A 20702-nucleotide genomic window follows, 5' to 3' on the forward strand; every position below is an offset into this window, starting at 1 on the left:
ATAATCTTGTGCGGTTAACCTGTTTTAGATAGAGAAAAAATTAGCTGATTGTTTTAAACGTGTTTAAGATTATAACGAGTACTGTTAATAATTATCATTAATTTTTGTTATCTTTTGGGGCGAAACCAAGGGTAACTCTAAGGTAAAGCAGGTGTTTTTTCCTAACGTACTGGCCACGCTAATTTTACCACCGAGTAAATTGACGACAATATTAAAGATGATGCTCAGGCCTAAACCTGAACCCCCTTCACCAAGCTTAGTAGTAAAAAAAGGTTCAAAAATTTTGTCAATAAACGCTTTTGGTATGCCTTTACCATTATCTTCTATTTTGATAATGACAATTGAATTATTCAGATAAGCTGATATAGCGATAATGCCAGAGTCTGTACTTTCAAAACCATGAATAATGGCGTTATTAAATAAATTAGTCATCACTTGCCCCAAAGGACCTGGAAAACTGTCCATCTCTATATTTTTATCAATTACGCAGTCGAAGGTTATCCCTAGGCGTTTTATTTTATGGTGATGTATACGGATCACTTCGTCTGCGACATCAGATAAGAAAAATATACGTCTTGCCTCACTCGTTTGGTCAACAGCCACTTGCTTAAAACTCTGAATGAGGACAACAGCTCGGTCTAAAGAATTCAGTAAAATATCTAAGCATTCATTGACTTCTATTTCGAAACTTTCCAAGTCAGAACGTTTTACTTTTTTTTCTTTAAAACGAATTGAAAACTTTTGAAAGTTATCTTTGATTGTACTGCCTATCGTGACAGCTATGCCTAATGGCGTATTAATTTCATGAGAAACTCCTGCAACTAGAGAACCTAAAGCGGTCAATTTCTCTGTTTGGATGAGCTTGTTGTGTGCATGAAATAATGACTCAAGCATAGTATTAAATGACTCAGCTAATTCGCTAATTTCATCTTTACCTTCAATGTCGAGTTGAAGGAGAAGATCACCTGAATGAGTCAGACTTGCTATATGGCACTGTATTTTAAGCAGTGGCTCTAATATTGTGCTGATCAATAGCCAACCAATAAATAAGCCAATGGCAATAATAATAGCGGTAACCAAAATAATAAGAGATCGCGTAGTTTGATGATGTTGATGATTACTGTTGTATAGGGCTTGAGCTCCATCAATATTAGTTTCTAACATGCCCGCCATATTGAGTTGCATGTCATTAAAAAGCACACCATATTCTTCATTAGCTAGTCTATCTGCAGCAATATCTTGGTTGCTTTTACTTAAAGTGATAATTCGCTCGGTTAACAACTCAAACGTTGTTAATTGAGTTTTGAATTTATAGAGAAGCTTGGTTTCTTCGCCACTGTCTAATGTTTGTTCAAATTTAGTCAGTGAAGCACGGAAGTTGGAGGATGCATTACTAATTTTTTGCTCAGTGTCTCTCATAGACTTATCGTTAGGAGAAATAATATGACTTTTTATTAGTACAAACTCTTCATATAAATATTTTCGAGCGTCGGTAAGATTAACAAAACTGACAAAATAATTATCATAAATATCTTGACCGTTTTTGTTAATGGTGTTCGTTGAATTTATTGCAATAAGGGAGATGATTAAAGGTAATATAATAAAAACACTAATAGATAATGGGATTTTTTGTGAAATTTTCATGTTGCGAAAAAGTTCAATCATCAATAAGACTCTTTATAAAATTTACATGTTTCACGGTTTAGCTAATAAAAATACTAATAAATATTAACTAATTAGCTTATTAAAAGCCGATAGTGGTGTGCTGATTACCTTTTAACAATAGCTTAATATGAAGGTTAAAAACATCAGTAAATAACCTTTTGCCGATAGTTTAAAAGCTATCAGCGGTTACAATAGGCTATGAAGCCTATTTTTAACCTGTTGCTGCGCTTAATAGTGTTAAAAACTTGCAGCCAATTACATTTTTATTAAAACTTTTTCGCTTTGTGGCTAATAAATATTGATAGTATGAAAATCGATGATATATTTAATTTTAACACATTTAATAACCTGCAATGAATGAGTTGATAAGGTAACTTATCAATTTAAGACTCTACAGGGCATGGCTTATTAGGAGAACTATCAATGATTCGAGAAGATGTAACAAAGTCATTATCAATGCTAACCCCTGGCTCTGCCATTATTGTCGAAGTCTCAATTCCCCCCAGTAAAAAAATAAAATTTAAAAGTGTTTTTGTTGGTTTTTTACCCAAGCAATTTATATTGATCCAATTACCCGATTTAAATCGTCATGTTGAGCTTACTGGCAATATTAATCAAGGGGTAGCCTGCACCGTTAGAAGTATCGTAGAAAAGCATGAAGGCGCGGTTGTTGCTTTTGTTACCAGTATAGAGCGCACGATAACTGTTCCAGCAAAAATGATTGTCTTGAACATTCCGCAACAGGTAGCCGTTCGACCGCTACGAAAAGAAACGCGAATTGATACGCAATTAAATATTGAAGCTTCGGTCAATAATTCGTTATTAAAAGGTATTATGGTTAATCTTTCATTAGAAGGCTGTTTATTAAGTGCCAAGAAGGAAGAAAATGTTGTTATCACCAAAGACGATACCATTACCTTCGCTATTACTGACAAGGCCCTAAGTGACATCACATCAATAAAAGGTATTGTTTGCAATATTAAGTCATCGCCGACGATTGATTATTTTGGCGTTAAATTTGAAGATGAATCTTATGATGTTATTAAAAATTTGCTGATGAAAGTGATGTTTTCAAATTAATCCGTACACCTTAGCTGTTAATCACACTTTTGCTGCTTTTATATCCTTGATTTAGCTTATTTATATATTAATCTAATTGATAAGATGAAATGTATCCAAAGCATGCTCAACAGTGTTAGATTGTATTGACCTGAGCAGGGAAATTTACATACTCACTTATACTTTGATAAAGTCGAGTGGCCAATATTGCTAAGCAAGTTTTACACACTTACAAGGTTAGCATTAGATAGTTGAGTCAAGGAGTTATAGTGCAGCATCATAATATTATTTTATACACGACCGAACGTGAAGATAGCGAGCTGTTAATTAAGGTGTTGATTGAACATTTTGATAAAGTACTTGTTGTTACTGCTTTGCCGGAGCTTGAGAAACAGCTTAAAGATGAAACGCCTAAAATAATTTTAATCGACGCAACCTCTTTTCAACGATCTTTAATGATCTATTACAGCTCGCTAAAATCAGTTTTAGTAGGACAAACGTGCGAACATTTTATTGTTTCTGTTGTTTCTGCAAGGGAAGAAAACGAAGCTTATGAAGCTTATGATAACGATATTATTGATGACTATATAATTACCAATCCGCTTTATGAGAAAAAACGTGCAGTTGTTGTTTGTTCTAATTTACTGACTAAGCTGGGCATTGGTCTCAAAAAAAATGCTGCCTTAGACTATATTTATAACAAAGAGTCATATGCAAAAGAAATTAGAGAAACGGTACTGCACGGCCTAGAGCTGAAAGAAAGACTTAGGTTGTCTTTTGAAGAGAGTATTACCGACGTTGAACACTCTATCAGTAAAGCAACAGAGCAAATTAAACTCAAACACAATGTTAATATTAATCTTGATGTGGTCAAGAATATTTTAGCGTCGATACGTTCAAACGAAATTCGACCTAGGCTGGTGGAACTGCAAAGTAAAGCATTAGACTTGCTCAGCGGATTAATCAGTGACGTGGAAAATATAGCACAAGAAAGTAATGAAGCGGCTCAATCTGATAAAAACGAGCAAGTACATCCGCCAGCTTCTTTTAATAAGCTTTATAATGCAAGTAACGCTGATGCGGTAAAAGAATTAGATAAGGTACAAGGGGATAATAAAGCAGCCGCTATTAATATTCTATTGGTTGAAGATGATCCCATTAGCATACATTTAACCAATACACTGTTGCACAAGTATAAACTCAACGTTCAAACCGCTAGTACCGGTAGAACGGCCTTGATTTGTCTTAATAATATACGTTTTGATATCGTTTTACTCGACGTAAGTCTACCCGATACCAATGGTTTATATATTTTAGGACAAATGAAACAGGGCAACGGCAAAAATGTAGATACGCCACTTATTATGTTAACCGGTAATAAAAATAAACAAATAGTAAAAAAAGCTATTGAACTAGGCGCAAAAGGTTATCTCATTAAACCTTTAACGCAAGGCGTTGTTGCTAAGCTATTTAAGGAAAATAACATTCCTTTAATTGAAAAAAGATAAACAATCACAACCCTCCGTTAACTATTCGTGCCGTGGGTAAGTGGCCGACGATTTCATCAATTAATACGCTAAATAATAAGAGTATTCAGTAGCGACGTGTGATTGATGAAAACGTTTATAACAATATTTTCAGTCACCGCTATAGATAATCACTGACAAACGCCATAACATGGCTTAAAAGTTTGCCGCTATCTCGTCAGACACTCGAATAAACTCAGCATAAAGTTTATGGCTTAACGTTATAATTTCTTGTGTATTTTCTTCTTTAGCGAGTTGTTCCAATTGCTCGCAATAATGACCTAGTAATATCGCTCCAGCGCCACGGGTTGAAGATTTTAGCTTGTGTGCCAGTTCCATTACACTCTGCCAATCTTTATCGGTAATGTGCACGGCTAATTCAGCGAGTAATGGTTTACTATGCTGTTGATAAAATTGTAAAAAGCTTTGTTGCGCTTCTTTATCATCACCAAAACATTCAACCAATGCTGAGATGTTTATTGCCGGTTTTGCTATCATTTCAGTGACTTGTTCATCGGTCAATTCAGGTGGTGATTCTATTTTAAATTCATCTTCGAGTTCTTCTTCAACTAACCATTTACTGAGTAAAGCTTTTAAGCTATCTAGCTTCATTGGCTTAGTCACGTAGTCATTCATGCCAAGTTTAATGCAGTGTTCGGCTTCATTTCGCATCGCGTTAGCGGTGATTGCTATAATAGGTATCTGTGTTGTGCCGCCTTGTTCATTCTCTCGCACCTTTTGGGCAAATTCGAAACCATCCATGATCGGCATTTGACAATCTGTCATGATCAGGGAAAATGAATATTGCGTCATTTTAGTTAAGGCTTCTTCACCATGATTGGCAATGATCACAGCATAACCAAATAGATTTAGCTGACGCTCTAATACCTGTTGATTAAAGACATTATCTTCAACAATCAAAATTAGTTTATTACTGGCTTGTGCTTCAGTAACACTGGGTATAGATAACGTCTTAATATCTTGCTTTAGACAACTTATAAGTGGATTTTTTTGATCCATAATACGGGCAATGGCCCAGTATATTTTTTGTGGTAAAAACGGATTACTGGCAATAGTTGTCGCGTGTTCAGGGTAAAAGGGTAAGTCGAAGTCATGCCACCTTTCAAGGATCAGTATATTAATATCCTCATCACTGTTGTTGGGTAACTGCATTTTAACTTCTGGCCAAAGGCTAATAACTTGTTCTGCTGAAATAATAATAAGATCATAATTTTCAGCAGAAATAAGCTTGCTTAATTCTGTTGGCGAACTTGGTGCTAAATGACAATGTGCGCCAAGCTCTGTTAGACCTTTGTGCAAGATATTATCGGTAATTCCATCGTAAGCAATGAGTAAAATATTTAAATGATAGAGTTTTACGCTCAGGGTCGATGTCTTTTTATTTTCAGTTGCTATTAAAGGTAAATCGACATGAAATTCTGTACCATCACCTATCACGCTTTGACAACTTATTTGTCCTCCCATCATAGTGGTTAACTTTGAGCAAATAGATAAGCCGAGTCCTGTGCCACCAAACTGACGATGAGTGCTACTGTCTGCCTGTGTGAAAGCATCGAATAAATGAACTTGTTGATCCTCACTAATACCAATACCATTATCTTTAACCGTTAATCGAAATAATTTTTTGTTTTGGCTATTATCTAAATAATCAAGCTTAACCTCAATAAGGCTTTGCGGCTGTTCATTGTTGTGAGTAAATTTAATCGCATTACCTAATAAATTAAGTACAATTTGCCTTAACCTAATGGGATCGCCTAGCATTGACTCAGTCATATGATGATTAGATGAACAAACCAACAATAATCTTTTGCTTTGTAATTGCGATGATAGTAACTCTGCAGCGCCTTCAATAATCTCTGTCCAGGTGAACGGTATTGACTCTAAAGTCATTTTCCCCGCTTCTATTTTTGAAAAGTCGAGCACGTCATTAATGATTTGTAATAACGCCCATGCTGAATCTTTGGCAACATTGGCTAAATGGTATTGATCATCATCTAGTTCTGATTGCTGCAGTAGCTCTAACATACCAACAACACCATTCATCGGTGTTCTAATTTCATGGCTCATTGTTGCTAAAAACTGCGACTTAGAGTCGCTTGCCGCTTCTGCTGTTAAACGTGCTTGTTCTAATTCTTGCTGAGATTCTTTTAAGTCAGCTAATGTCTTTTCTGTTCTGTTACGTTGGTATTTAACATCAAGCAGCACATTGAGTGTCGCTTGACGAGATTGTTCTTTTTCAGCATCAAGTATTTCACGCTCTATTTCATTCTGTTTAATGTTGGTTATATCTCTGACAATACCTAGCATACTTAATGGTTCGCCACTTTCATCACGGGTAACCTCAGTTGATGTATTGATATACCTTAATTGCTTATCAGCTAATATTATTCGGCATTCATAGTTATAAACTTCTAACTTATTTAAGGCTTTTAGTTGGTGTATTCTAAATTGATAACGGTCTTCTGGATGGACAAGGTTTACAATAAGCTCTGAAGTCAAAGGCGTAGAATTTTTCTCAATACCTATTAATCTGTGCATGCCGTCTGACCAGTAAATGATATCGTTTTTAAGATCTTTCTCCCAACACCCCAAATGAGCAATACGTTCAGCCTCTTTTAAAAAAAGCTGCTGTTTTAGTAGCTTATCTTCATTGGCCTTTTGCCTTGTTATATCTTGATTTATCGCAAGAAAATGATCTATTTTACCATTACGGTCTCTAATGGGGGTAATGTCGGTAGTGCCCCAATAACAGCTACCGTCTTTTTTCTTATTGTATAATTGACCACTCCAATGCTGGCCTTCAATAATTTTTTGCCAGAGCTGCTGATATTTATCGGTGTTTTTGTGTCCAGAATCTAGCAGGTTGGCATTTCTCCCTAAAACTTCTGTTTTTGAATAGCCGGTAGTTTCGCTAAAGGCTTTATTGACGTAGACAATTTTACCAATCAAATTGGTGATCAATATCGCTGAATGACTTTGTTCAACAGCACTTTCTAGTACCAGCAGTCTTCCTTCTAATTGTTGTATTGTGCTTAAATCAGAAATAATGGCAGTAAAAATATTATCTTGAGTAGTTTTATGACTGCTTATCGCAACACGAGCTGAAAATTCCCGACTGTCACTAGCCTTAGCCCGCATAATTCTGAAGCTGTCACATACACTGCTATCATTAATGATGTTTTTGATCCATTCCTGCAAGTTTTCTTGTTCGTTTTTCATAAAAAAGTCATTGAAAAACATCGACTCCGCGCCTTTCCTATCAACCAAAAACAGTAAGCCAGCGACTTTATTAAAGCGTATTATTTCCCCTTTTGCGTTAAAGGATATAATGGCATCAGGAGCGTTATTAAGCATAGAATAAAGGTACTGCTCTGAATCGAAGATGGCAGCTGCGCTGCGTTTTTGCCAATAAAAAGCAATAACTAAAATAAACAAACTCAATAACACCGTTTGCAATAGCTGCCAGAAAAAGCCATGTACTATTTTCTGTTGAGATTGCAATACATCCACTTCACTGACTTCTGCGCCGATACCTAAGCCTAAAGTACTGTTCCACAACCAAGCGCCTAATACGGGCTGGCCACGATAATCTAAATAGCTTTCTTCGCTGTAACCTGTGTTGCCTTCTAATGCCGACTGAGCCAATTTTGTATAAATGGGGGCTTGCGTTTGTTCACTAGTCGTTGGTTTCAACGGAAGCGTTAATGATATCGCTAAGACGCTAGATTGCTCTTTCGTTAGTCTTCCCTCGGACCTAAGTTCTGGCTCAAATTGACTGGCGGTTAATAAACGAGCTTTGGTGTCAAAGAAGTATGTTTGCTCTGATTTCCAAAAACTGTGCTGCTGTACTGTCGAAGAAAAAGCGCCAAACGGATTTAAACGTATGGCGAGCGCAGCAATAACTTGTTGTTCATTATCAAGTATTGGCGCAATAATAAAAGTTGTTGGATATTTTTGCTGTAGTTTTCCCTGAATGTTGACTAAAGGGGTTTCTGATAAAAGCGGAGGAATAAAAACGAGCTGACCATTGAAAACTTCAACAAGCTTTTTGGGGTATTGTTTAGCGATTATGTTGGGTTGCCCAATTAAGCCAGCAACCTTGGCAGTGAGGTTATTATAGTCAGGGGAAATAACATAAAACCCTTCATTTTCCTCAGCCAGAAGATAAGGTTCTAAAAAAGCAGTTAAATTACCAGTGGCTTTTGTCACCGCAGCAGAGTCGCCAATTGCTTGGGCCGCAACTAACTGTTTGACTTGTTTGACAACAATCGGTGAGGTTGACCAAGCTTTTACCTTGTTAAAATGAGACCTAACCCAGCCATTCTCTAGTAAGTCATTACTGACATTCACTCTGGCCTTTAAAATTTCTATTGCTTGTGTTTTTAGGGTATTTTCAACTTTGTTAAGGCTATACCAAGCTATTATTGTTGAGCCAATTAAAAATAGCACTACGGCTGCAGTGATTAGATATAGAGGAGATTTATATAAATTTGCGTATCGTGACATAATTACTTAATCCATTATTATAATCTTTATTTTGGCAGTCTTTCACCCGTGATACTTTCTTTTAAATAGTGAGCTTTGTTAGCGTTTATACCACTTTGTGATGAAAAACTTTTAAACACTCTTTATCGTTTAGTTAATTGCTTATGATGTTGTTATATATTTATTAATGAAACGGTTAATGTATGTTAACCAATTAATTAATAAACATTATTTTATCCTTAAGACTATGACTATAGGTTATTTCAAGATAAATAGATGCCCATAATTTAAATTATTACTGATAACTTTGCTGTGAAAATCACAACGAAAAGAGGGAACTTGAAATGCACTTACTGTTCTGTTTTGAAATGTGTTTACACATTTTAGCCTTAATAATACAATTAACACTTAATTAATTCTAAGGTGGATGAGAGTATCTTTATAACATCAAAAATTCGCTTGTTGCTCAATGAACGTGTCATGGGCTTTTTAGCGCTTATTTCACTTTTCATTGCTCTTGCGCCAACAGTCGTTGCGACTAATGAGCGCTTTTCTCAAGCGAAAGTTTTTTTGGAATGGGGGATCCTGGCCCTTTTCATCGTTGAATACGGCGTTAACTTTGTTTTAGCATCAAGTCGCCGTGTGTTTTTACTGGATCCGTGGCGTATCTTAGATTTATTCATCATCTGTACGGGCTTGTTATCTTTGATCCCTATGCCTAATGAACATTTACGTAATATTCCTGCTTTAAGACTGCTTAAATTCATCCGAATGGCTTTATTTGGTGTTCGAATGAAATTTGCTATGTCCTTAGATAACAATAAAGTTTCGACAGTATCGTCACCACCAATACAGTCTTTTAGCGCCTATTCGTTAGTAGATAAAAATATTTGTGGCTACACTGAATTAACTTGGGGTAATGTTGTAAAGCGATTAAAGTCGTCAAGTAATGACTGGTTATTTGCTGTAGGGCTCAACTCTGAGCAACTCACAGAGGTTGCGGAGATTCTTCAAGCCCCTAAGTCTGCCTTAGATATGCTCTTTAAACATTCGTTGTACCCAAGAATAGAGCGAATGGATGAATACACCGCCATTTTTCTCTGGAGTCCCAAGGTGGTAAAACAGTCCGATGATAGTGTGCCGACCATAGAACGAAGTCCTATTCTTTTATTGGGCGCGAATAATAATATTATTACCTTGTCTGGGACAGAATCATCGTTAGTAGATGAAATAACAGTTGATTTAATGGAGGTAAGAATACCTGCACCGCCTCTGATGCAAGCGACAAGTGCGCTTATTCGTGTTCTTGTCGCACAATACACCGATGTTATTGGCACATTAGAACAGACGCTTTTATACCTAGATAAGCATCAAAAACAATTAGGTGATAAAAGCTTTTTAGACCAAACGTTTCGACTGCGTAATGAAATTACCAATGTTAGGGGTAACCTTAAGCATTTAGCGTCAGTGGTTCACCAACTTGCAGAAAAGCCTCTTGCAATTAAAAGTTTTGAATTGATGCCTCGACCTATCCTGACGGTATTAGCCGATGACGTTGATGGATTATTTGATAGTGCCGATGACTTAGTAACAACACTGGCAGCATTAGTTGAACTGCGCATTAATATGTCTTCATTTCAAATGAATAAGGTAATGCGGTTACTGGCTGTTATCACCACCATAACCTTAATCCCCACCATGGTTGGTGGTCTAATGGGAATGAACTTAATTGACAGCCCGTGGAATTTTACCCTTTATGAAGTGACTTTCTTTGTTGGTGTGGCGATGTCTTGTGGTATTTATATTTTTGCCAGTAAGGGCTGGTTTCGTTAAATGATAAAAAGTTTCGCCATTATTATCCTAGCGTATACACTTAAATTTATTAACAAAAAATAACTATTAGCTTTTTATTAATAGACGATTACATATAAAGCTAATTATCGACAGGAGCTAAACATCAAAAAACTGCCAGACATTCAACAACGTATTGATATGGATCTTAGACGTCGTTCGATGACAGGCATCCTTGTTTATGCGGTGATGTTACCGGCTGTATTTTGGCCATTTGATTTTCACACCGAAGAGCCTGCTTTGACCTTAGCTTTTGCGTTAAGCATGCTGGCAATTAGTATAGTGCGCCTTGCTCACTGGTTTTTTAGCGATGCTATTTATAATTATTCTCCTAACGTGTGGCGCAATTGCTTTACTTTTTTATCATTGTTACAGGCAAGTGTATTAAGCCTATTCTTTGGTTTAGCGATATATGACCCGCGTTTCACCCCTATTTTACATGTCACTATGTTGGCTATCGGTGGTATTGCCAGCAGTGCCATTGTTGCACTGACACCAAGAATACCTTTAGCTTTATTGAATTTAGGGATACTTCTAGTTCCATCAATAATAGCGGGTTTTATCATTGAGGATAAACTCCCTTATGCGATTATGATCCTCGTCTATGTAACCTTCATTGGTTTAATGGGCATTCGCTCTTCAGGTGAATATAACCGCTCTTTTGAAATTGAAACTCAACTGGATGGACAGAACAAAATTTTAGAACAACTCAACAAAATTGACTCACTGACAAATATTTTTAATAGGGGATATTTTAACAGTGAATTTGAACGCCAATGGCAAATGGGTAGCCGACATAAAATATCAACAGCATTAATGCTGATAGATGTTGATCACTTCAAAGTATTTAATGATAACCATGGGCATTTATGTGGAGACGCTTGCTTAATACATGTGGCTAAAGTGATTAAAGAAAATATTAAGCGGTCGACAGATCTCGTTGCGCGCTTTGGAGGTGAGGAGTTTGTGGTATTACTTTCAGGATATAGCGCTAAAGATGCCAAGGAACTGGCAGAAAAAATGAGACTTTCAATTGAAAGTACTCCTTTAGATTATGAGGGTAATACATTTAATGTCACGATAAGTATTGGTTTAGCTTCAACTATTCCCGATAGTCAATCTAATAGAATAATTCTACTAGAAGCTGCTGACAAAGCCATGTATAGCGTAAAAAAAGCAGGAAGAAACCAAGTTTCAAGTGTGATTGAATTAGACGCTACCCTCAGACAGTCTAATGATATTTAATTTTGAGGCGCTTTTTTAATACCTGAGTAACCCCTGCTCAATATGTAACCAAACCCGTAATATCAAGAGACAGAGTAGTTTACCCCGATAAGTAAGATAGCAAGTTAGCGGTATTCAAAGCAATGACGTGTCATTAAAAGCGAGTTGATGACTCTACTTATTCTCATCAACTCTATGCAATGTAATGGCTATTATTTCAAATTAGCTTAGCGGTGCTAGCAACGAGCCTAAAATATCATCTGTTAAACTCAGCTTATTATCACTGACTTCTTCAGACAATAAAGCTTTAGCAAGTTCTGCTTTATTTTGCTGTATTTTTTGGATTTTCTCTTCTATTGAATTTTCTATAATATATTTATAAACAAAAACAGGTTTGTCTTGTCCAATTCGATACGCTCTGTCAGTTGCTTGATTCTCTACGGCAGGATTCCACCAAGGGTCAAAATGAATCACGGTATCGGCAGCGGTTAAGTTTAAGCCAACACCACCAGCACGTAAGCTAATCAAAAATACCGGCACTTCACCTTCTTGGAATTTGTCTACCACGGCCTGTCTGTTGGTCGTTGAACCAGTTAGTTTAACAAAATCAATACCTTCTGCCACCAACTCATCTTCTATTAAAGCAAGCATACTGGTGAACTGAGAAAAAATTAATATTTTGCGACCTTCAGCAATTTGCTCAGGTAGCGTTTCCATTAAGTAGTCAAGCTTGGCTGATTGGTTTACTTTTTTAGCGCCTTCAAGCGATAATAATTTAGGGTGATTACAAACCTGTCTTAGTTTTAATAATGCATCCAATACTTCTATCTGACTGCGCTTTAAGCCTTTGTCAGCAATGATATCTTTTAAACGACTGTCCATCGCTAAACGCACTGATTCATAAAGCTCAGCTTGCTGACCTTCAATACGCAATTTTTGAATGATTTCAGTCTTTGGCGGCAACTCAGTGGCTATTTTATCTTTCGTTCTGCGTAAAATAAATGGCTTGATGCGTTGGTTTAATAACTGCTTACGCTCTTGCTCACCATGCTTCTCTATCGGTGTTCTAAAGAGTTTAGTAAATTGTCTTTGGCCACCAAGAAAGCCCGGTAATAAGAAATTAAATTGTGCCCAAAACTCACCTAAATGATTCTCCATCGGTGTACCGGTCAAGCATAATTTATGTTGCGCTTTGAGGGTCAAAAAGGCTTGGTATAATTTTGTTTTAGTGTTCTTTATATAGTGAGCTTCATCGAGCACTAGATAATAAAATTTTTGCTGGCTATAAAGCGCTAAATCTTTAGTAATCAATGCATAGCTGGTGATGATAATATCAACTTGATTCTCAAGTCCTTCAAAACAATCAAAATGCTGCTGGCGTTTACTGCCGTGTAAAACGCGATAAGAAAGTTGTGGGGTAAATTTCTCTATTTCATTTGCCCAGTTAAAAATAACACTGGTTGGTGCCACAATGAGCACGGGCTTAGTAAGGCGGCCTTGTTGTTTTTCAATTAATAGGTGCGCTAAGGTTTGAATCGTTTTACCTAAACCCATATCGTCAGCCAAAATACCATTTAATTGATACTCGCGTAAAAACTGCAACCAATTTAGCCCTTGATGCTGATATGTTCTTAAGGTCGCATTCAATCCTTCTGGCACAGGAACCGTGGTCACTTGTTGGAAGTCTCTGAGTTTGTCAGCTAAGCTTCTTAACTTACTGGTACCCGTGGCTATCATTCCTTGGTCATCTAACATTGATAATGTTTGATGTCCTTGAAAACGTGATAGCTCCATAGTGCCATTTTTATTTAAAGCATTGGGCATAAACAGCTCAATAAACTGTTTCAATATCGGTTGTACGCTTTGATAACGCAAGGCAACGAAGTCACCATTATCTAAGTCAACGTAAATAGGTGAATCAGGCGAAATAAGTTTTTCTTTTTCGCGGTCAACTAACGCCGATTTAGGAAGTTGTTCAATCGCGCCAAGCAAAATTGGAAATGCCGGCATTTTTTTACCATCAATGGTTAAGTTTAACCCTAATGAGAAAAAGTCATGGTCATCGGTTTGAATAACTTCAGCATCAAAAACACTGTCGGTAGCGAGCGCTTTATAATAAAAATCATCGGTAAAAGTTATATGCCAGCCTAAATTCTTAAGTGGTTGTACTTCTTGATGCAAAAAGTGATGCCAAAGGTAGCGCCCTTGCATTAGCATCGAAAATTTAGGCGTTTTATCTTTATTTAAATAGTCTTCATTGGTGAAAGTATAACGCTTAGCTTTGGGCTGAACGGTAAATTTTAACGTCGTTAACTTATCGATAACCGCTTGTTCAAACGTTAAATCTCGATACAGTTTTATTTTTTTATCAGTTTCAGTTTCGTTATCATTTTCACTTGAGTTTTTTGGGGTAACCGTAACACTCTCATTATGTGGGTTGACTAAATTTCCTTGGTAGGAAAAGTTAACCTTTACAAAACCTGATTGTGGATCTGCTTCACGGGGGGTTGAAAAGTGCAAATGTACTTCTGGTTTGGTCAACTCTTGTGAGTATTCTGTTTTGGGTTTAGGCAAGCGCTGCACAGCATCACCTAACGACATAGATAACTTATTCATGACCCAAGGTAATTTGTCTTCTTCGAAAATAGGTGAATTGAGTAAGTCTGCCTCAAAATTACATTGTGTATTGGTATTAATTTTCCCAAAACAATTATTCTTTTCATCATAATAACAAAGCGGTTGTGCTTTGATGATAAGAATATTGGTCGAGGGTTCCATGAAAACAAGTTTTAAGGTGTGTAACTTGTTATCAAGGGCTAACCACTGCCACTGGGCTTCTATGGGATCACCCAAAGTGATCGCTTCATTTAAGTCGTAACTTGTTTGCCAAAAACAGCGATTAGTTTTGATAATACGTTCGAACAAATCAAAATACTTGATGTTATCGCCATACTGATTAGTACGGATAAGTTCGGTAAGTACAGCAACATCATCGTTATTAGCATAAGCACTATTTATTAACGAGCTGGCAGAAAACTCGCTGCCAAGTGAACTACTCCATCCACCACTATTTTTGGGGCGAGCTGATTTTATACCTAAAGTGAAATAGTCATCTTCGTTATAACTGTTAGGCTTTAAAAAGTACAATAGCGATTTTTGTTGGCTATTGGGCTGATATCTACTGGGCTGTGCTTGAAAGCGACTAAGCCATTTATCAATGACCTTTTCAGAAGTCGCAATACTGTTTTGGTCAAAATGTTCGTGAATAAAACACTGCGCTAACGCTGCGCCATGCTTACAATCTCGACCAATATAACAATCGCAATAACTGGCAATACCATCATTCTTAATATTTAGCACTAAACGAGTCAAATAAGTGCTTTGGCGAGAGCGTTCACTGTAAACGACACCACGAATTATTTCACCATCAAGGGCGCAGGTTTTAATGCCATTCGCCTGAAAAATACGTGTTCCTTTTTTCCATTCATTTTTGGCAAAGTGTTTTTCAAGTAATTCAGGTGTAAAAGTGTTTGTAGCCATAAGTTTTTAATTATTAAGAATTCAAATAGGTTGTGAATGGATAAATTAGTTTGATATCACTTCTCAATAGAATAAAAATATCAAGAGGATGATAAATATACATTAATTCAACAGCACTTTCAGGACTTACTGCTAATCGTTAATCATTTATTATATCATCTCAATAGTATCACTGAGAATTAAAACCTTCAATTTGTCTTAATACTTGTAATTAAAGGGTAATATTTTTAATGGAAGCTCATCTTAAGCACCAAGGTTCAATTTAAACACAGGTATCATTTTTCTTAAGAACTATTGAATAGCTAATTATTTGTAATAAAATGGCAAAATCGATAAGTGTTGGTTTTAACTTATGTCGTTAACGATTGTTTGTGGGAGTTAAGTAGCCGCATTGAAATATGATCGATGGCGACATTAAGTAAAGCGGTACAGATGATAAGAATTAATGCACTACTGTAGCGTATTTCACTGAAATTACTGTCGATATAAAAACCTAATGTCATAATACCTAAAATACCAAACACGGCAGTTTCACGGACGATAATCTCGAATCGATAAAACAATAAAGCCATCATATTGGGATAAATGCTTGGCATTATGTAGTAGTTAAACTTATTTAACGTGCTTATCTGCATCAAGGGGGGCGCTATGGCGTTACTTTGTCGAACCGTTAAGTAGGCGATAACACTACCATTATGTATGGCTAGGGCAAGAATAGCAGGTAACATCGACGGGCCAAGTAATATTAAAAAAATAAACGCTAATATGTATTCAGGTACTGAACGACCAATAAGTAAAATGAACTGACCAAAATACGCAAGCGGGGCAGGCCATAAATGCTTACTTGCAATGGCATGGGCATTTAAGCTAACAAAGTGGCTAGCCGCTAATGCTAATAAGGCTAAAGTTAGGGTCGATATCGCCCCAGGGAAAGCCTGTAGCGTAACAATATCGCTAAACCAAGTATAAAGTAATGACCATTGCACGTCGGCAAAACTTAAGGTATTTACTAACGCAGGAGGAATAATATCTTGGCTAATAAAGCGTATCAGTAAACTGCTATCTAGCGTAGGAATTTCTACCAATGTTATACAAGCAATAATAAGGTAAACCCCTAATAACTTAGGAGGGCACCAATAACGAATCGTGCCAATAAGCGCAATAAATATCATCAGTAATGCAGCGCCTTCGCTATAGTTTCCTTGTTTAAAAGCGCTTTCTAAATAATAGCCTAGCGTAGGCATACCAATAAATCCTAGTACAGCGCTACTGCGCAGCGCACATTCAAAACGGTAGCGTGTGTAGGTGATAAGTTGCGGTAAAACTTGAGCTATTTTGCCATAGGTATAGCGGCTAATAATATCTGCTCTGCTGTCAATACTCTCTAATGGATTGTCTGACGATTGATTGATTATATCGTGAAATACCCGAGCAAAAGTGGCGGCAAAGGGAATAGTGATCGCTAAAATGCCTGTTATTGGAGAAAGACCAAAAACTTGTAAAAATAACAGCGCCCAAAAAATCTCATGAATTGCGCGTAAAAAAGCGCAGCAGCCAGATACTAAAGGGTGTGGGTAGATGAGTGCGAGAGGAGCGCCGAGCAGCAGTCCTAAAGATACACCAATAATGGCAAAGTTAAGGGTTTGAATTATCGCTTGAAACAGGTATTCAGTGGCGAAAAAGTCAGCGTGAATAAAACCTTGAGCCATAAGCGATAACTCAAGTAAAGGGTCGAAAGTAACAATTTCTATATCAGCAAAAGGAATAATAACTAAGGCGATAAACCCTATTGATAAGGTGACTTTTTGCCAATATCCTAATGGGTAAACTGTATTTTGTCGCAACGCCATAAAATAAACCTACGCGACTGCGTCAGTTTGATAAAGTTTGCTGATCTGCTGTTGGTTAATGGACTGTTTTTTGCTGTCGAGAACCAACCGACCTTTATCTAAGGCGATAACACGATCGAAAGCGTTCATTGCCAAGGTACGGTCGTGTACAACCATAATGACAGTTTTGTGGCGAGCTAATATTATTTCAAGTAATCTTGACGCCATTAATGGGTCAAGTGCTGAAAAAGGTTCATCGCCAAGAAATATATCTTGCTGCTGATATAAAGCTCTTGCTAATGCGACTCGTTGTCTTTGCCCACCTGAAAGTTTATCTACTGACTTGGCTAAGGGCTCATCTAGTTCTAACTGCTGACAAAGTAGGCCAATATCGTGTAAGTCTTGTTTAAAAGGTCTCATTAAGTTAATAAGATTAAATAACCAATGGTGGCGAGCTAAAGCACCCATAAATATATTGTGGAAGATGCTTAAGTTATCGACTAAGCCTTGGCGCTGAGAACAAAGCGCTGCGCTGGTTTGTAAACACTGATATAAATGATGCAGTAGTGAGGTTTTTCCTGCACCAGAGGGACCAATAATCGCAACTTTTTCACCTTTATTTATCGTCAGGCTTAGATCAAAGATGACTTGAGTAGCCCCTTTGCGCTTACCTGTATTATTGCTGGCTGTTTTATGATGATAAAGGTTTAGGTTGTCGAGGGTTATCATTAATCGATAAGTCCTATCTTTTTAGCTACCGTTAATATTGGCTCAAAATCTTTATTTTTAGCATTGACAAAAGAAGAACGTGGAAAGCTACTAAGTAGCTCCGGGTTATTCATATTAAGAAGTGCCGCCTGTACTTTATTCGTAAAGCCTTTGCCAAATTCAGCATCAACATTGGCGCGTATCGTCCATTGGTAATCAGGGTAGGTGGGGGTTTCCCAAATAACACTGACTTTATTGGTGTCTATTTTTCCTGCGCTAACTGCACTTTCCCATACTTTATAATTAACAGCACCAACTTGGTAAGCGCCCGCTTGAACTTGAGCAATAGTACGGCTATGGTCACCAGAAAACCCTACGCGTTTAAACGCTTGTTGTGGCTTTTTAGCTAAATGTTGCTCAATAAAATATTGTGGCATTAATCGACCTGATGTTGAACCTTTTGAGCCGAAGGTGAAGGTTTTATCATTTATATCAGGGAAATTGTCGTTCATCTTTAACCCCGTACTGTGGTGAGCGATAAAATAGCTCTTAAAAAACTGATCTTCATAGCCTTGAGCAATCGCTTGTGATCCAGGCACTAAAAGTCGGGCTTGTACGCCAGATAAACCACCGAACCAAGCGAGTTGAACTTGGTTGTTTCTAAAGGCTGTTACGGCGGCAGAGTATGACTTTACCGGTACGTATTTAACCTTGACGCCAAGTTCCTTTTCTAAATACAAGGCTACTTTTTCGAAACGAGTTCTTAATTGAGATTCGTCTTCATCAGGGATCGCGGTAAAAGTAAAGGTTGTGGCGATAGCGTTGACACTTACTAAGGTGCTTAGTATTAACGTTAATGATGTGATTAAAGTGGTCAGTATTTTCATGGTATCTCTAGTTATTTTTAACCCAATAGTAACGTCAATATGATGATAATCGATGTTATATTGATGCAGGAAAATTATGGAAGTTTGATGGCGTATTATTACTTAAAAAATAATGATTCACACGCTTTTGCGCAATTTAATCGATACTCTGCATAAAATACCGTTTAGCCATATTTATTATTTAACATATCTAGCTGTTTCTGTTTACTTGAAACTCAATACACACATCAATAATACTGAAATCATAATTAAATCCTACCTTTTTACGCTCCTCAGCTAAATCTTAAACATTTACTATTAGCGGCGTTTTAACAGCCGTGTTTATTTGCTCGGTTTTTTTCGATATTAACTTGTTTGTTAACAAGACAATGCCTCCAGTGAGGGGTTAATATTATTAAAGTAGGGGTTTCCCCTGATGGTCATACCAGTATCAAGACTCTACATTGGTAACAACACGTTTACTTTTAGATGTGTACCAAAAACAATAATTAAGTGCTCTATCCTAGAGTAACTTGAGAAACTTAATACTATGTGGAGCCAAAAATGAAAAAGAAATTAATAAGCTTAATGATTTCATCTTGTATTGCACTGCCAGCTATTGCTGCAGAAGACAACGCACTTAGCAATATTATCGTTAGCCTAGATGCTAATCAAATCGCCAGTGTTGCAGACTTTATCGACGATTACGCTATAGCAAGTAAATATACTTACAGCCATGTTTTTACTGGTTTTTCTGCGACGGTTCCGTCAAAAGTACTTGCCCAGCTAAGTCAAGATCAACGTGTTTTGAGTGTTTCAAAAGATGGCAGAGTTCACGCAACAAAAAGTACTTCCAATCAAGTGGCAGCATGCAGTTTCTTATTTGGTTGCCAGACTAGCCAGCAAGAAACTCCTTGGGGAATTAGTCGCATAGGGGCAAATACTGATGAAAACACCGGTCAGGGGGTTCATGTTTATGTTATTGATACGGGTATAGATTCTGATCACCCAGATTTAGCTAGTAATGTCGCTAATGGTTATAGTGTTGAAATGTGTCTTGGTTTAGATTGTTCAAATAACTGGGATGATGATCAAGGCCATGGCACCCATGTTGCGGGCACCATTGGTGCATTAGATAATAACCTTGATGTTATTGGCGTAGCACCAGCCGTTACTTTACATGCCGTTAAAGTATTAAATGCTGCTGGCAGTGGCTCTAATTCTGGGGTTATTGCTGGTATTGATTGGGTAACACAGCAGGCTGAATCTTTAGGCGTAGCGGTTGTTGCTAACATGAGCTTGGGCGGTGATGGCTCTAAAACAGGTACCTGTACCAATGACGGTTTTATTGGTAATGATAACTTTCATCGCGCTATCTGTAATGCGAAAAATCAAGGGGTTATTTTTGCTGTGGCGGCAGGAAATGACAGCGCAGATGCTTATGGTTCAACGCCAGCAGCTTATGACGATGCGGTGATAACCGTTAGTGCAACCGATATAAATGATGATTGGGCTGGCTTTTCTAACTGGGGTAATGGCTCAGCTAGCTGGACTAGTCATCAATCTGCGCCAGTAGCTATTGCAGCCCCTGGAGCTAATATTTTATCGACTAAAAGTGGCGGTGGCACAACAACGATGAGCGGCACATCAATGGCCGCTCCACATGTTGCGGGTGTTTTAGCGCTTTACTTGGAGTCTATATCACTAAACCCTGATGGCAGCGCTTTTGGCGCAGCAAGAGATTGGTTACTTTACAACAGTGAGTCTAATGCTAATTTAACTAATACAACGGGTCAGCCTCACCAAGAAGATTTTCTTAACGCCGAAATATCTAAATAAAGAAGTAAAGAGTTATTAGTAAAATTTAACTATCTTGTCAGGGTGTTCCCTTAACCTGAATTTAATTCACGTTAAGGGCTTTCTGCTAG

General features: G+C 37.3%; 11 protein-coding genes. 5 read left to right on the forward strand and 6 right to left on the reverse strand.

The window, feature by feature from the left end; genetic code table 11:
• Positions 1 to 84 precede the first annotated feature (84 nt).
• Positions 85 to 1665, reverse strand: a complete 1581-nt coding sequence (locus tag H4J75_RS06740) for an MCP four helix bundle domain-containing protein (RefSeq protein WP_182221699.1) — start codon at positions 1663 to 1665, stop codon at positions 85 to 87.
• A 423-nt stretch (positions 1666 to 2088) separates the two neighbouring features.
• On the opposite strand from H4J75_RS06740, the gene H4J75_RS06745 reads away from it, so the two are divergent.
• Both H4J75_RS06745 and H4J75_RS06750 read left to right on the forward strand, forming a co-directional pair.
• Complete coding sequence (locus H4J75_RS06745; RefSeq protein ID WP_182221700.1) at positions 2089 to 2745, forward strand: PilZ domain-containing protein; 657 nt, start codon at positions 2089 to 2091, stop codon at positions 2743 to 2745.
• Between the two features lie 248 nt (positions 2746 to 2993).
• The gene (locus H4J75_RS06750; protein WP_070376559.1) at positions 2994 to 4232 is read left to right on the forward strand and encodes a response regulator; all 1239 of its coding nucleotides are present in this window, start codon (positions 2994 to 2996) and stop codon (positions 4230 to 4232) included.
• Positions 4233 to 4406: 174 nt separating this feature from the next.
• On the opposite strand, the gene H4J75_RS06755 is transcribed toward H4J75_RS06750, so the two are convergent.
• Positions 4407 to 8777: a PAS domain S-box protein gene (locus tag H4J75_RS06755; RefSeq protein WP_182221701.1), complete on the reverse strand. Its 4371-nt coding sequence runs from the start codon at positions 8775 to 8777 to the stop codon at positions 4407 to 4409.
• Between the two features lie 402 nt (positions 8778 to 9179).
• On the opposite strand from H4J75_RS06755, the gene H4J75_RS06760 reads away from it, so the two are divergent.
• Positions 9180 to 10589, forward strand: coding sequence for a CorA family divalent cation transporter (locus H4J75_RS06760; RefSeq protein WP_182221702.1), 1410 nt, complete (start codon positions 9180 to 9182; stop codon positions 10587 to 10589).
• A 159-nt stretch (positions 10590 to 10748) separates the two neighbouring features.
• A complete protein-coding gene (locus H4J75_RS06765) occupies positions 10749 to 11852 on the forward strand; it encodes a GGDEF domain-containing protein (RefSeq protein WP_182214177.1) in 1104 nt (367 codons plus the stop codon).
• A gap of 201 nt (positions 11853 to 12053) precedes the next feature.
• On the opposite strand, the gene H4J75_RS06770 is transcribed toward H4J75_RS06765, so the two are convergent.
• The 4 genes from H4J75_RS06770 to H4J75_RS06785 form a co-directional block, all read right to left on the reverse strand.
• On the reverse strand, positions 12054 to 15371 hold the full coding sequence (locus H4J75_RS06770) for a DEAD/DEAH box helicase (RefSeq protein WP_182214179.1): 3318 nt from the start codon (positions 15369 to 15371) through the stop codon (positions 12054 to 12056).
• Between the two features lie 350 nt (positions 15372 to 15721).
• The gene (locus tag H4J75_RS06775; protein ID WP_182221703.1) at positions 15722 to 17221 is read right to left on the reverse strand and encodes an ABC transporter permease; all 1500 of its coding nucleotides are present in this window, start codon (positions 17219 to 17221) and stop codon (positions 15722 to 15724) included.
• Positions 17222 to 17230: 9 nt separating this feature from the next.
• Positions 17231 to 17929, reverse strand: coding sequence for an ATP-binding cassette domain-containing protein (locus H4J75_RS06780; protein ID WP_182221704.1), 699 nt, complete (start codon positions 17927 to 17929; stop codon positions 17231 to 17233).
• Positions 17929 to 18795 (reverse strand): putative selenate ABC transporter substrate-binding protein, encoded by an 867-nt coding sequence (locus tag H4J75_RS06785; RefSeq protein ID WP_182221705.1) that lies wholly within the window; start codon positions 18793 to 18795, stop codon positions 17929 to 17931. The genes H4J75_RS06780 and H4J75_RS06785 overlap by 1 nt, the downstream gene beginning before the upstream one ends.
• A gap of 543 nt (positions 18796 to 19338) precedes the next feature.
• On the opposite strand from H4J75_RS06785, the gene H4J75_RS06790 reads away from it, so the two are divergent.
• A complete protein-coding gene (locus H4J75_RS06790; RefSeq protein WP_182214186.1) occupies positions 19339 to 20613 on the forward strand; it encodes a S8 family serine peptidase in 1275 nt (424 codons plus the stop codon).
• Positions 20614 to 20702 lie beyond the last annotated feature (89 nt).

The organism is Colwellia sp. BRX10-1 (assembly GCF_014077545.1).
Taxonomy (GTDB): domain Bacteria; phylum Pseudomonadota; class Gammaproteobacteria; order Enterobacterales; family Alteromonadaceae; genus Colwellia_A.